Annotated in this window: 14 protein-coding genes; 2 read left to right on the forward strand and 12 right to left on the reverse strand. The window is 39.0% G+C overall.

The annotated features are described in order from the left end of the window. Window positions 1–64 precede the first annotated feature (64 nt). The 7 genes from H5157_RS05840 to rplU form a co-directional block, all read right to left on the reverse strand. Window positions 65–538 carry a peroxiredoxin gene (locus H5157_RS05840; protein ID WP_024594812.1) on the reverse strand — a complete coding sequence of 158 codons (474 nt, stop codon included), beginning with the start codon at window positions 536–538 and terminating at the stop codon, window positions 65–67. Between the two features lie 132 nt (window positions 539–670). Continuing rightward, window positions 671–1,555 (reverse strand): UTP--glucose-1-phosphate uridylyltransferase GalU, encoded by an 885-nt coding sequence (galU, locus tag H5157_RS05845; RefSeq protein ID WP_165744542.1) that lies wholly within the window; start codon window positions 1,553–1,555, stop codon window positions 671–673. A 448-nt stretch (window positions 1,556–2,003) separates the two neighbouring features. Beyond that, window positions 2,004–2,381: a DUF3718 domain-containing protein gene (locus tag H5157_RS05850; protein WP_024594810.1), complete on the reverse strand. Its 378-nt coding sequence runs from the start codon at window positions 2,379–2,381 to the stop codon at window positions 2,004–2,006. Between the two features lie 78 nt (window positions 2,382–2,459). Further along, window positions 2,460–2,951: a type 3 dihydrofolate reductase gene (gene folA, locus H5157_RS05855; protein ID WP_182715894.1), complete on the reverse strand. Its 492-nt coding sequence runs from the start codon at window positions 2,949–2,951 to the stop codon at window positions 2,460–2,462. A 73-nt stretch (window positions 2,952–3,024) separates the two neighbouring features. Continuing rightward, entirely contained in the window at window positions 3,025–4,182 is a 1,158-nt protein-coding gene (gene cgtA, locus H5157_RS05860) for an Obg family GTPase CgtA (protein WP_002957746.1), read from the reverse strand. Between the two features lie 138 nt (window positions 4,183–4,320). Continuing rightward, window positions 4,321–4,578 (reverse strand): 50S ribosomal protein L27, encoded by a 258-nt coding sequence (gene rpmA, locus H5157_RS05865; RefSeq protein WP_002957747.1) that lies wholly within the window; start codon window positions 4,576–4,578, stop codon window positions 4,321–4,323. Window positions 4,579–4,594: 16 nt separating this feature from the next. Further along, window positions 4,595–4,906, reverse strand: coding sequence for a 50S ribosomal protein L21 (rplU, locus tag H5157_RS05870; RefSeq protein ID WP_002957748.1), 312 nt, complete (start codon window positions 4,904–4,906; stop codon window positions 4,595–4,597). A gap of 422 nt (window positions 4,907–5,328) precedes the next feature. Here rplU and ispB point away from each other — a divergent pair, with 422 nt between their 5' ends. Continuing rightward, window positions 5,329–6,300, forward strand: a complete 972-nt coding sequence (gene ispB, locus H5157_RS05875; RefSeq protein ID WP_024596483.1) for an octaprenyl diphosphate synthase — start codon at window positions 5,329–5,331, stop codon at window positions 6,298–6,300. Between the two features lie 85 nt (window positions 6,301–6,385). On the opposite strand, the gene mdh is transcribed toward ispB, so the two are convergent. Then, window positions 6,386–7,318, reverse strand: coding sequence for a malate dehydrogenase (gene mdh / locus H5157_RS05880; RefSeq protein WP_002957751.1), 933 nt, complete (start codon window positions 7,316–7,318; stop codon window positions 6,386–6,388). Between the two features lie 225 nt (window positions 7,319–7,543). On the opposite strand from mdh, the gene argR reads away from it, so the two are divergent. Next, a complete protein-coding gene (gene argR, locus H5157_RS05885; protein ID WP_002957753.1) occupies window positions 7,544–8,011 on the forward strand; it encodes a transcriptional regulator ArgR in 468 nt (155 codons plus the stop codon). A gap of 7 nt (window positions 8,012–8,018) precedes the next feature. Here the strand turns inward: argR and H5157_RS05890 are convergent, their stop codons facing one another. From H5157_RS05890 to H5157_RS05905, 4 genes are read right to left on the reverse strand one after another with little or no spacing between them, the layout of a single operon-like run. After that, window positions 8,019–8,918 carry a Dyp-type peroxidase gene (locus H5157_RS05890; RefSeq protein WP_182671418.1) on the reverse strand — a complete coding sequence of 300 codons (900 nt, stop codon included), beginning with the start codon at window positions 8,916–8,918 and terminating at the stop codon, window positions 8,019–8,021. A gap of 48 nt (window positions 8,919–8,966) precedes the next feature. After that, a complete protein-coding gene (locus H5157_RS05895) occupies window positions 8,967–10,016 on the reverse strand; it encodes an ABC transporter ATP-binding protein (RefSeq protein WP_182724353.1) in 1,050 nt (349 codons plus the stop codon). Then, a complete protein-coding gene (locus H5157_RS05900) occupies window positions 10,017–11,648 on the reverse strand; it encodes an iron ABC transporter permease (RefSeq protein ID WP_182724354.1) in 1,632 nt (543 codons plus the stop codon). Beyond that, complete coding sequence (locus tag H5157_RS05905) at window positions 11,648–12,652, reverse strand: Fe(3+) ABC transporter substrate-binding protein (RefSeq protein ID WP_039488277.1); 1,005 nt, start codon at window positions 12,650–12,652, stop codon at window positions 11,648–11,650. Before H5157_RS05905 ends, H5157_RS05900 begins: the two co-directional genes overlap by 1 nt. Window positions 12,653–13,075: the final 423 nt, after the last annotated feature.

Below are 13,075 nucleotides of genomic sequence, written 5' to 3' on the forward strand. Positions count from 1 at the left end.
CAACATCGGTTTTTCAATAATAACTAGCAGATTAGTTAAAGCTAAAATCTACACTTTATTACTGTTATAGCTTCTCTAGTACTGATTCTGCGCGGCTTACAACAAACTCTTTGTCTTGTTCTACAAATAAACCTGTTACTAGCGCATTTTCAATAATCATAGCGTAACGCGTTGAACGTATACCACCAAAACTAGCAGTATCTTTATCAAGCCCTAAAGATTTAGTGAAACTTCCATCGCCATCCCCAAGCATTGTAATTTCTTGCGCGTTTTGTGAGTCACCCCATGCTTTCATAACAAATGCATCATTAACAGATACACAGTAAATAGCATCAACACCTTTTGCTTTAATTTTATCAGCAAGGGTAATAAATTCAGGTAAATGGGCATTTGAACACGTTGGTGTAAACGCACCAGGTACTGCAAATAACACGACTTTTTTACCTTCAAACAATTCTTTATTTGTAAGAGATTGCATACCGTCGTCAGTTAATTGCGTTAACGTCACTGCTGGTAATTCTTGGCCTTGCTCAATCATGGTAATTCCTTGAAAAGATTAATACAGAATAAGTAACAATCGTACTACGTAGCCTACACTACTAGGTATAAAAAGTACGGCTAACTTAGTAGCTCAAAATAGCCTACCATAGAACGAAGAATACGCTCTGTATTAAGGTAAATTCAAATCATTTATAAAACTTGAAAAATCATTACCTAGCTTTTCATCTCGCAGACTGTACTCAACAATTGCTTTTAAGTAACCTAACTTATCTCCACAATCGTGAGAGCGACCACTCATATGAAATGCTTCAACGGTTTCTTGTGCCATTAATGCGTCAATAGAATCTGTAAGTTGTATTTCACCGCCAGCACCTACAGACGTTTTTGCAAGTAGAGGCCAAATGTTCTTACTCAGTACATATCGCCCTACAACAGCTAGGTTAGAAGGCGCTAAATCTGCATCAGGTTTTTCAACCATTGCTTTTATTGCAGCACTTTTGCCTGGCATTAGATCAACCCCATTAATATCCGCAATACCATATTTACTAACGTCTTCTTTAGCTACTGGCTCAAGCATTATTTGGCTTGCTTGAGTTTCTTTAAAGCGTTTAATCATGGCCGCTAAGTTTTCAGTTTCTTGATCCGCAGTATAGGCATCAAGTATCACATCAGGCAGGAGCACAACAAAGTTGTTATCACCAACTATTGGTTTAGCGCATAAAATAGCATGCCCTAGCCCTTTAGCTTCACCTTGGCGTACACTCATAATAGTTACATCATTTGGACAAATAGAGCGAATTTCATCTAATAAAGCTCGTTTAACACGCTTCTCAAGAGTCGCTTCTAGTTCATAACTTGTATCAAAGTGGTTTTCGATTGCATTTTTAGAGCTATGCGTAACTAACACAATATCTTTAATACCAGCGGACACACATTCGCTGACAATATATTGAATTAGAGGCTTATCGACTATTGGGAGCATTTCTTTTGGGATAGCTTTTGTCATAGGGAGCATTCTCGTCCCTAAGCCAGCTACTGGAATTACAGCTTTCATATCTGTCCTTAGTGATTAAGTTTGTAAATAATATCAATTCGCTTAATTAAGTGATCTATTTTTAGGATGGAAAAACGTGTTGATAGCTAGGCAAAAAATTCGCTACTTAGTTGTTCTAAATGAGAATTTTTTAACACAGGTGCGACACGTTTAGCCCCGCAAAATAATTAACTATTATTGCGTATTGGTACAAACTAGCAGATACAAAATAGATACCAGCTGAATAAAGTTACCTCTTTTGAAGAAGTAAATTTGAAGCTGTTTATTAAACAGAGACTCTACATTTTTGGTTATTTAAAATGAGCAGGTAAGTTATGAAGTTTATTAATGATTTTGTTGTGGGGTGAGATTACATTAGCTAAACGAAAAAAGCCTGGGTTTGCTATAAATAACAAACCCAGACCAATAAATTTCTAACTAAAGGTCGCGTTACAAAACCTTTTTATAATTAAAGACCTGCACGCTCTTTAATTACTGCAATAAGCGGTGAGCTGGCAAAATTCCCTTCAGCCCAAGCAATATCAGCACCATCTGTTAACGCACTTTTTGATAAGTTTTTAACTATATACTCACCAGTATCTACTGCATTACTAGCAACAGCATGACGTAATAAGTTATTACCATTACATTGTACTGCATCATAAATATTACGAATTTTTACACGAGAGCTTTTAAGCTTGCTGCGTAATCGGTTTTTATCGTCTGCCGCAATATATTCACAAATAGATACTGCTAATTGATCTTCAGCATTTACAGGTGCTGTATACGAAAACGAACTAACAGCTACAACGGCAGTAAGTGCAACTAGCTTTGGTAATTTAAACATGACAAACCCTTTATAATACTTTGTTCTTATATAGACTATCGAATATTATATCAATCTATCAAAATTTACGCAATAATGTTAACGTTCTTTATATAAAGTTACGAATTTATAACTAGATAAATTCTTGTCATCCGGATGCTTTTCTTGCTCTTCTTTCACGTACCAATTAGCAACTTTATTGTAATCTGGAAACTGTGTATCGCCTTTAACATCTAAATCAATAAAAGTTAGATACAGGCGTTCTGCTTTTGGTAAAAATTGCTCATAGATATTACCACCACCAATAATCATTACTTCTTCAGCAGTAGTAACGAGTTCTAATGCAGCATCTGGCGTAGTTACTACTTCAATACCCTGTGCAGTATATTCGCTGTTTCGAGTAATAATAATATTACGGCGCCCAGGTAATGGACGGCCTATAGACTCAAAAGTTTTACGACCCATGATCACAGGCTTACCCGTAGTGACCTTTTTAAAATGCTGAAGATCTGCAGGTAAATGCCATGGCATTTTATTATCTAGACCAATTACACGGTTATTTGCCATTGCTGCAATCATTGAAATTATCATAATATACACCTAGTACTTTATTCTTAAACAAAGAAAAAGGAGCATAAGCTCCTTTTTAGTAAATTCTATTTAATTAACGCTCGTAGACAACTTCTACGTCGTAATCATCTTCATCCCAGTCATCCCAATCATCATCATTGCCCTTACCTTTAGTGGCTTTTTCATGATAGGTATCCCACTTAAATTCAACTTCTTCATCTTCCACTTGTACAAACTTCTCTTTAGGCATGCTATCAAGTAGTGTCATTATGTTGTGGATTAATGGTTGAGTGTTAAGTTTATTAATTGCTGAAATGTGATAGATATTTTCAGTTTCGCCCAGCTCTTCTGCAATCGATTCGCATAACGCTTTTGCTTCATCCTCTGGTAATAAATCTATTTTATTAAATACTAACCAGCGTGGCTTCTCAGCTAATTTAGGGCTGTATTGGTGCAGCTCGTTAATAATCGAAAACGCATTATCAACAGGGTTTGAACCATCTACCGGCATTACATCAATAATGTGTAATAACACACGACAACGCTCTAAATGTTTCAAAAAGCGAATACCTAGGCCTGCGCCATCAGATGCACCTTCAATTAGACCCGGAATATCGGCTATAACAAATGATTTATTTGCTTCAGGACGTACCACACCTAAATTAGGAATAAGCGTCGTGAATGGGTAATCAGCTACTTTTGGTCTTGCTGCAGATACACTGCGGATAAACGTAGATTTACCGGCATTTGGTAGTCCAAGTAAGCCAACATCAGCTAATAATAGTAACTCTAATTTTAAGTTACGTACTTCACCTGGTGTGCCTAATGTTTTTTGACGAGGTGCTCGGTTAGTACTTGATTTAAAACGCGCATTCCCCAAGCCGTGGAAACCACCTTTTGCAACCAAAATTCGTTGACCATGTTGAGTTAAGTCGCCAAGTCCCTCTTGGGTATCAACATCCATGATGCGTGTGCCTACAGGCACCATAACAAATAAGTCATCAGCTTTTCGGCCTGTACAGTTACGGCTACGACCGTTAGTACCACGTTCAGCTCTATGGAAGCGCTCAAACTGATAATCAATTAAGGTATTTAAGTTTTCATCAGCTTGTAGATAAACACTACCACCGTCTCCACCGTCACCGCCGTCTGGTCCACCATCTGGAACATATTTTTCACGACGGAAAGACACGATGCCGCTGCCACCGTCTCCAGCTTCTGCGCGAATTTCTACTTCATCTACAAACTTCATGATTACTCACTTTAGGGATTGGCTTGTTTAATAACTCTATTATATACCCAAGCCAGCACAAATGCAGGCTTGGGTATATATTGGCTGACTACAAAACAAAAAACCCCGCAAAGGCGGGGTTTTTAACTACCTTACTGATTACTCAGTTACGATAGTTACGTATTTACGGTTTAAAGGACCTTTTTGTTCAAACTGAACTTTACCATCTGCTTTTGCGAAGATAGTGTGGTCTTTACCGATACCTACGTTAGTACCAGGGTGGAAACGAGTTCCACGCTGACGAACAATGATGCTACCCGCTAGAACTGATTCGCCACCAAAACGCTTAACACCTAGGCGTTTGCTTTCTGAATCGCGACCGTTACGAGTACTACCAGCTGCTTTTTTATGTGCCATTTCTAAGTACCTCTAATTAAGCGCTAATGCTAGTGATTTTAACTTCAGTGAACCATTGACGATGGCCCATTTGCTTACGAGAATGCTTACGGCGTCTAAATTTAACAACCTTAATCTTCTCACCGCGACCATGTGAAACAACCTCAGCTGTTATCTTGCCACCGTTTACGAACGGTACACCGATCTCGATTTTCTCACCATCAGCAACTAAAAGTACTGAATCAAATTCTACTGCCGCACCAGTTTCAACGTCTAATTTTTCAAGACGAATCGTTTGACCTTCAGTCACACGATGCTGTTTACCACCACTTTGGAAAACCGCGTACATAATTAACTCCGTCTGTGCACCCTCAAATCGGCGCAACTAAAATATTCTTCGATAGGGCGCGAAGTTTACGCTAACGCGAAATAACTAGCAAGCCTATTTTGTAATTAAAATGAATAAAAAGTAGCTGCTTTGAGAGCAATTCAATATTTACCCCATTTTATATTAATTGGCCCTTTTGCCAAGCGCTTTTTAACTCTTAGCCGAAATAAATTAATGTACTCAAATATGACCCTCACAGCTCAATATCTAAGCACACCATAAACTCTATATTGATTATCAATTAATCAGTTATCTTGGCTAATTCAGTCTAAATTAAGTACTTTAATAGTGTTTTTTCAATCAATCGTCACAAAATATCGAGCTAGTGCATTTTTTGTTGTACAATCTGCGCCGTTCACACATAAAAATTGGCTCGGAGATCAATGGATATAAAAGCTATCCAGGCGTTAATCGAAAGCGATATGAATGACGTCAATCAACTTATACATGCGCAAATGCGCTCAGATGTGGCGTTAGTTAATCAGCTTGGTTTATATATAGTTAGCAGTGGCGGCAAACGCGTTCGTCCAATGCTGGCTATTTTAGCAGCCAAAGCGCTCGGTTATCAGGGTAAAGATCACATAACACTTGCAACAATTGTTGAGTTTATCCATACAGCAACGCTATTGCATGATGATGTTGTAGATGAATCAAACTTACGACGTGGCACGCCTACAGCAAATGCTGAATTTGGTAATGCTGCTAGCGTATTGGTTGGTGACTTTATTTACACTCGCTCATTTCAGCTTATGGTTGGCCTTGGAAAAATGCAGATTATGCAAGTACTTGCCGATGCAACAAACATTATTGCTGAAGGTGAAGTATTGCAGCTGATGAACTGCAATGACCCAGATACGACTGAAGCCAGCTATATGCAGGTTATTTACTCTAAAACGGCTAAATTATTTGAAGCAGCTACAGGCCTTGCTGCCATTATCACAGAGCAAGACCAAGCGACACTTGATGCACTAAACCTATACGGTATGCATTTAGGTACTGCGTTTCAACTAGTAGATGACGTACTCGATTACAATGCAGATGCTGAGCAGCTAGGTAAAAACATTGGCGATGATTTAGCTGAAGGCAAACCAACCCTTCCGCTTATTTATGCTATGCAACATGGTAGCGAGCAGCAAACACAGCTCATTCGTGATGCAATAGAGCACAGTAATGGTATGGAGCATTTAGAAGAAATTTTAACTGCACTAAAACAAACTAATGCGCTTGAGTTTACAATGCAAAAAGCAGAGCTTGAGGCCGAAAAAGCCATTGCCTGTTTAGACTTTTTAGCTGAGTCTGACTATAAGCAAGCACTTATAAGCCTTGCCCGTATTGCGGTTGACCGCGACCACTAGTTTTAACTAGTTACACAGTGTGACATTAATTCTGAGCAATAAAAAAGCCTGCAAATGCAGGCTTTTTTGTTGCTTAAAGCGGCTATTACGCCATGAAATCAACACCTTCTTTGATGTCTTTTTTCAGAGTTTCAAGCATGTCATTTTTTGCTTTTGTTTCAAATGCGCTTAGTTCGCCGTAAGAAAGAATTTCTTCTACGCCGTTTTTACCTAAACGTACTGGATGTGCAAAGTACTCTGCATCGCCATTTTCAACAGCAACGTAAGCGTAATCTACAACTTCTTCACCTTGTAGGCCTTTAACTAAAGACATACAAAAACGAGCTGCAGCAGCACCCATAGATAGCGTAGCTGAACCACCGCCTGCTTTAGCATTTACAACTTCAGTACCCGCATTTTGGATACGTGGAGTAAGTGCAGCAACTTCTTCATCAGTGAAAGAAACACCTTCAACTTGAGAAAGTAGAGGCAGAATAGTTGTGCCTGAGTGACCACCAATTACTGGTACTTTTACAGTTGCTACGTCTACGCCTTTAAGTTCAGCAACAAATGCTTCTGAACGAATAACGTCAAGCGTAGTAATACCGAATACGCGTTTAGCGTCGTAAGTACCTGCTTTTTTGAATACTTCAGCAACAATTGGAACTGTGCCATTTACTGGGTTAGTAATAATACCTACTAACGCTTTAGGACAGCTGGCAACAATGCCTTCTGCTAACGTTTTGATGATGCCAGCATTTACATTGAATAAATCAGCACGATCCATACCTGGTTTACGCGGCATACCCGCTGGGATAAGAACGATGTCAGAGCCTTCAAGCGCTTTATTTAAATCGTCTGCGCCAAAGCCTGCAACTTTAACATCTGTTGGGATGTGAGAAAGGTCAACCGCAACACCTGGTACTACTGGTGCAACATCATAAAGTGATAATTCAGAGCCAGCTGGTAAGCCTGTTTTTAATAATAAAGACAACGCTTGGCCGATACCGCCTGCAGCACCTAATACAGCAACTTTCATTGGAATTCTCCGTAATTTGAGGTAGGAAACATTTGTGGCTCTTAAGATAATGAAATTAGCGACTAAAAACAAATTTATCCTGTCTATTTCAAGTATATTTTCGACCATAGTCGTAAACTTATGTGATTTAACGCATCAAACTGGCAAGTTAACTAAACAACTGCTGCATAATTATTCATTTTTGTGTAGAATTTGCGGCATAAATAACAAAAACGAATAAAGACTATGCAACCACAAGATAAACAAGAAGCACTGGTAAAAGCATTTAAATCACTATTAAAAGAAGAAAATTTTGGCTCTCAAGGCGAAATAGTTGATGCGTTAAAAGATCAAGGTTTTGACAATATAAGCCAAAGTAAAGTATCACGCATGTTAAGTAAATTTGGCGCTGTACGCACACGTAATGCCAAACAAGAAATGGTTTACTGCTTACCTGCTGAAATGGGTGTACCTACGGCTAAAAGCCCATTACGCCAATTAGTAATCGACATTATGCACAACGAAATGATGATCATCATTCGTACCAGCCCAGGTGCTGCTCAGCTTATTGCACGTTTATTAGATTCATTAGGTAAAGCAGATGGCGTACTAGGAACAATTGCAGGCGACGATACTATTTTTATCGCTCCTGCTAAAATATCTGAAATAGATGTAACACTTGAACGTGTTCGCATTTTATTTGATACAGTTTAATAGCAAACTAAATTTGTTTTAAAAACCCTATTGAAGGTGCAAAGAAAGCAGAGCCCATATCGGCTTGAGTAAAATCAAGCCAGTGGTCGTAGCAATCCCCTTCCCCTAAACGACTATTAAGTACTTTTTCAAATGCGGTGCCCGTACAAGCGCATGTAATTGATAACATTCCCTGCTCATACACGTCGCCATAAGGCATGCTTTGATTTAATAGTAGCGGTTGTCCGTCTTCGTCTTTTAGCTCACTTCGCGAAGCATGGCTGGTTTCGATCGCTGGGGTAATTAGCGTGTTATCAAGACGCGTACGTCCCATTATTTGCTCTTGCTCACTCAATGATAAATGCTGCCACATAGTTAAATCATGTTTATAACGCTGAACATGAATATAACTCCCCTGATCTTCAAAGCTACCAGGGTTGCTGATTAAAGCCGTAGCGCGCTTTTTTCTTCCATGTGCGGTGTCGCCACCATAAATAAAACCGTTAAAATCACGACCATCTAAAAAACGAAAATTACGAATTTGCTCCACCAGCTCAACATCGGGGGCAAATAATTTTAAAATTTGCAGCGCAAATAAATGGTTAACATCTTCACGGTCAGAGCGAATTTGCACAAATAAATCGCACGGTTGTACGCTCATTTGGTGATCGCTATGGGTTATATTGGGAAAGCTCTGTAATTCGCTTGGGATGTATTCAGGGAGGATATGCGGCCAATATTGCGCACCAATAGCAACCATACAAGAGAGCATTGATTCTGAAAATTGATCGCTAAATTCTTCTTCAATAGCGCTTACTTGTTTTAACTTTGCGCGAAGTGATTCATCTTGACCATCAAACACATTAAAAAATAAGTGCAAACCGTGTAAGTTTGCTTCAGCACAAATCCCTGATTGCGCTTGCGCCATTGTTATTCCTTAGTTTTACAGATAAAAACACAGCGAATAACAAATTAATTACGATTCGAAAAAATTCACCGTGTGAGGTTTTATTTTTATTATAACCTGATCATTATTTTCAAATGACTGGCCATATTGTGCAGCAACTTCAATTTCTTGTTCATCAATAACAAGCGAATAAACATACGCCGAACCAATAAAGCGACGACTTATGATTGTAGCTCGCTTGCTGAATTTGTCACTTTGGTTATCTGCCACTAATTCTATTTGATGAGGGCGCACATATATAAGCCCTGCACTTACATTATGCTTACTCTCAACATAAGATTCGACTAAACCAAATGGTGTTTTATATTCAGTTGCGGTTAACACTTCTGCGCTTAAGTATATGCCCTGACCCAGAAACTCTGCAACCTCCTTTGAACATGGAGATGCAAAAAGCTGCTCAGGCGTGCCTTGTTGTGCAATTTTACCGCGATGCATAATGGCAAGTGTATCTGAAAACGCAAACGCCTCTTCTTTTGAGTGTGTAACAAACACAGCAGATACTTGAGTTGCTTTAATAATTCGACGTATATCGGCAATTAATTCAAAGCGCACTTGTGTGTCGATGTTTGAAAAAGGCTCATCAAGGAGTAATAAACTAGGTTTATAAGCTAATGCACGAGCGATAGCGACGCGTTGCTGTTGGCCACCCGATAACTGGTGTGGAAACCTGTCAGCACAGCCAATTAAATGTACAAGCTTAAGCATTTCATCAACGCGTTGCTGCTTTTGAGCTTTGCTCATATTACTAAGCCCGAATGCAATATTATTTGCCACCGTTAAATGCGGAAACAACGCATAATCTTGAAACATCATGCCGATGTTACGATGCTCAGGTGAGACAAAAGATTGCTCATCACTCACTAATTTACCGTCTATAAAAATAGACCCTTGCTTGGCTTCAATTAAACCTGCAATCGCCTTTAATGTGGTTGTTTTGCCGCATCCACTCGCCCCGAGTAGGCAAACAATTTCATCTTTACCCACTGTTAAATCTAAATCGTGAATAACCTTTGTGCCGTTATAGTGATAGCCCACGCCTTGTAAAATTAAACTACTCATTTAACTACGCTGCTCCATAGAACGATTAATAAAATACAAAGGAATAAACCCAACGATAACAATAAATAATGCAGATATTGAAGCAAGCTCTAATTGCTCGTCGCTCACATACTGAAATACATGAGTAGCTAAGCTTTCAAAATTAAACGGTCTGAGCAATAGCGCAGCTGGCAACTCTTTCATACACTCAATAAATACCAATAAGGCAGCAGTGAGCAATCCTCTTCGCAGTAAAGGTAGGTGCACTAAACGCAGCGTTTGCCCTTGGCTTTTACCCATTGATTGGCTTGCCATATCAAGTGATGGACTAATACGTAAAAAACTCGACTCAATTGCTCCGTGTGCAATGGCGTAAAACCTAACAATATAAGCAATAATAATAGTAAGAATGCTACCTGTAAGCAGTAAGCCAATGTCTAAGTTATACGGCTCGAGTGCTGTGTTAATAGTGTTCTCTAATAATGTAAGAGGTAATAAAACCGCAATAGCGAGTACAGTTCCTGGCAACGCATAACCTGTGCTTGCTAAACGACCAGGAATAAGCGGATACGCTTGCTTTGCAACACGCTGATAAAAAACCACAAAAACACTCAATGTAATGGTTATAACACTTACAACCCCTGCCACTTTTAAACTTTGCCAAGCGTAACTAAAAAACTCAACATCCCATGCTTTATCAAAGTAGGTAATGGCGTAATTTATAAGTACTGCAATAGGAATTACAAAAGCGATAAGTAAAATAAAGCTACAAAATGCCGTTGCGAGCCAAGCAGACTTTCCTTTTAATACATAGAGCGATTCGCTATTTACACTTGATTGGCGCTCAAATACCGCTTGGTTTCGGCGACTAAAACGCTCTGCCATTAATGCTAAAAATAACAGCAGTAACATCACACCCGATATTTTAGCGGCCGCTGTAAGTGAGTAATAACCAAACCACGTATCGTATACGGCGGTTGTTAATGTACTTACGGCAAAATAACTTACTGTTGCAAAGTCGGCCATGGTTTCCATACTAATAAGTGCAAGGGCCGCCACAATTGCCCCACGAGAGAGTACTAAGCTGACTTTAAAAAAGCTTTGCCAAGGAGATAGCCCCATTAACTGGCTAGCTTGTACTAATTTGAATGACTGCTCGCGAAGGGCCGTTTTAAAAATTAAAAATAAATACGGGTAAAGCACCAAGGCAATCATAACTATGGCGCCGGGTAGTGTACGTATATCAAAAAACCAATAGTCATTAGGCGATTGCCAGCCAAACCAGTCTCTCAGTGCTATTTGTACAGGGCCCGCATAATCTAATAAATCAGTGTATACATAGGCAATAATATAGGTGGGCATAGCAAGGGGCAGCATAAGAGCCCATTCAAACTGTTTTTTACCCGGGAAACTACAGTAAGCCGTTAGCCACCCAAGTGGCAAAGCTATGGCGCAGCTAAGGACGCAAACACCTAAAACAAGCAATACGGTATTGTTTATGTAATCCCAAAGCACGGTATCCCACAGGTGAGAAAACACCTCAGAGCTACCTTGTAGAGATTCAAAAAGAAGAAAAAACAACGGAGCCGATAGAATTAAGCCTGTCGACCACGCAAAGAGCTGCCATTTAGACAGCTTAAATTTATTAGTCATTAAAGATCGAACTTCACCTCATCAATTAGCTTAAGCGCTAACGGACGATATTTACTAATCTCATCAAGTGGCAAGCTGTCTTCTTTAAAACTACCCCAAGAGGCAACCAAACTTGATAGTTCAACACCCGACTTAACTGGATACTCCATATTTAATGAGGCATACATGTTTTGTGCTTTGCTATCGGTCATATACTCGATGAGCTTTAATGCATTTTCAGGGTTTTTAGCATATTTGGTAATAACCGCACCCGAAACATTTATGTGTGAGCCACGATTAGTTTGATTCGGAAAGTTAATATTTACGGCCTCAGCCCAACCTTTTTGCTCTTTATCTTCTAGCATTTTGCCAAGGTAGTAACTATTACCTAATGCCAAGTTACATAAACCTTCTTTAACAGCTTTAACTTGAGCACGATCGTTACCTTGGGGCTTGCGTGCTAAATTAGCCTTAACACCTTCAAGCCACTCTTTAGTTTGCGCTTCACCATGGTGTGCAATCATAGAAGCCACTAAACCTAAATTATATGGATGTTTGCCAGAGCGCGTACAAATTTGTCCTTTGTATTTAGAGTCTGCTAAATCTTCATAAGTGAGCTTAGGTAACTCACCAACTCGCTCTTTTGATGAATATACATTACGCACTCGCTTAGTAAGCGCAACCCATTGGCCATCACCGTCACGAAATGCGGCTGGAACATTATTATTTACACTGTCACTTTTTATAGTTTGTGTTAATTTTAAATCTTCTAATTGAATAAGCGCGCTAAAGTTAGAGGTTAATACTAAATCAGCTTTACTGTGCTTGCCTTCGCGTTTAACACGCTCAATTAGCCCTTTTTTAGCAAAAACAACATTGGTTTTTATGCCTGTTTGCTTTGTAAAATCTTCTAAAATTGGCTGAATTAAAAACGGTTGACGAAAAGAGTAGATGTTAACAACATCGTTTGCAAAGACTGGTGCCGATGCAACTACCCCTAAAACAAGTGCAAATACTTTCTTCATTATTCCACCTAAATAACTATTATTATCAACGAATTCTACCGTGCTCATTCTAAAAGTGCACACTTTAAATAAATGTAAATATGTAAATAACGCCCAAAAAGGAAATACGGTGTAAGAGATGTCTTACGGATGTGACAGCTAATGAGTAAAAAACAAGATAAAAAACAACCTAAAAACAGTTAAGCACATGAATTATATTAAATTTATTTTTATTACTATTGCAAAAACACTAATTGAATGTAGTTTTATCTCTATTTTAGTTGCTCTATTGCACTATAATTTACGCATCAACCAAGCAATGACGCTTATTGAGTAAAAGGAAATGGACTGCTTACTCAACCAACCAATGATTAGGTTATCAGGACAACACGGATTTTAGGACAGGCTCAGGATGAGTATCACAACGCAATGTTGTAAAAAGGA

The sequence above is a fragment of the Pseudoalteromonas sp. SG43-3 genome (assembly GCF_014164385.1).
In the GTDB taxonomy this organism is placed as follows: Bacteria; Pseudomonadota; Gammaproteobacteria; order Enterobacterales; family Alteromonadaceae; genus Pseudoalteromonas; species Pseudoalteromonas distincta.

What these genes read in the sequence shown, in the direction of transcription:
- ispB (WP_024596483.1), top strand. Translation starts at nt 5,329, where the DNA reads ATGGATATAAAAGCTATCCAGGCGTTAATCGAAAGCGATATGAATGAC.
- H5157_RS05850 (WP_024594810.1), bottom strand. Translation starts at nt 2,381, where the DNA reads ATGTTTAAATTACCAAAGCTAGTTGCACTTACTGCCGTTGTAGCTGTT.
- H5157_RS05840 (WP_024594812.1), bottom strand. Translation starts at nt 538, where the DNA reads ATGATTGAGCAAGGCCAAGAATTACCAGCAGTGACGTTAACGCAATTA.
- rplU (WP_002957748.1), bottom strand. Translation starts at nt 4,906, where the DNA reads ATGTACGCGGTTTTCCAAAGTGGTGGTAAACAGCATCGTGTGACTGAA.
- rpmA (WP_002957747.1), bottom strand. Translation starts at nt 4,578, where the DNA reads ATGGCACATAAAAAAGCAGCTGGTAGTACTCGTAACGGTCGCGATTCA.
- H5157_RS05905 (WP_039488277.1), bottom strand. Translation starts at nt 12,652, where the DNA reads ATGAAGAAAGTATTTGCACTTGTTTTAGGGGTAGTTGCATCGGCACCA.
- cgtA (WP_002957746.1), bottom strand. Translation starts at nt 4,182, where the DNA reads ATGAAGTTTGTAGATGAAGTAGAAATTCGCGCAGAAGCTGGAGACGGT.
- galU (WP_165744542.1), bottom strand. Translation starts at nt 1,555, where the DNA reads ATGAAAGCTGTAATTCCAGTAGCTGGCTTAGGGACGAGAATGCTCCCT.
- mdh (WP_002957751.1), bottom strand. Translation starts at nt 7,318, where the DNA reads ATGAAAGTTGCTGTATTAGGTGCTGCAGGCGGTATCGGCCAAGCGTTG.
- H5157_RS05890 (WP_182671418.1), bottom strand. Translation starts at nt 8,918, where the DNA reads ATGGCGCAAGCGCAATCAGGGATTTGTGCTGAAGCAAACTTACACGGT.
- folA (WP_182715894.1), bottom strand. Translation starts at nt 2,951, where the DNA reads ATGATAATTTCAATGATTGCAGCAATGGCAAATAACCGTGTAATTGGT.
- H5157_RS05900 (WP_182724354.1), bottom strand. Translation starts at nt 11,648, where the DNA reads ATGACTAATAAATTTAAGCTGTCTAAATGGCAGCTCTTTGCGTGGTCG.
- argR (WP_002957753.1), top strand. Translation starts at nt 7,544, where the DNA reads ATGCAACCACAAGATAAACAAGAAGCACTGGTAAAAGCATTTAAATCA.
- H5157_RS05895 (WP_182724353.1), bottom strand. Translation starts at nt 10,016, where the DNA reads ATGAGTAGTTTAATTTTACAAGGCGTGGGCTATCACTATAACGGCACA.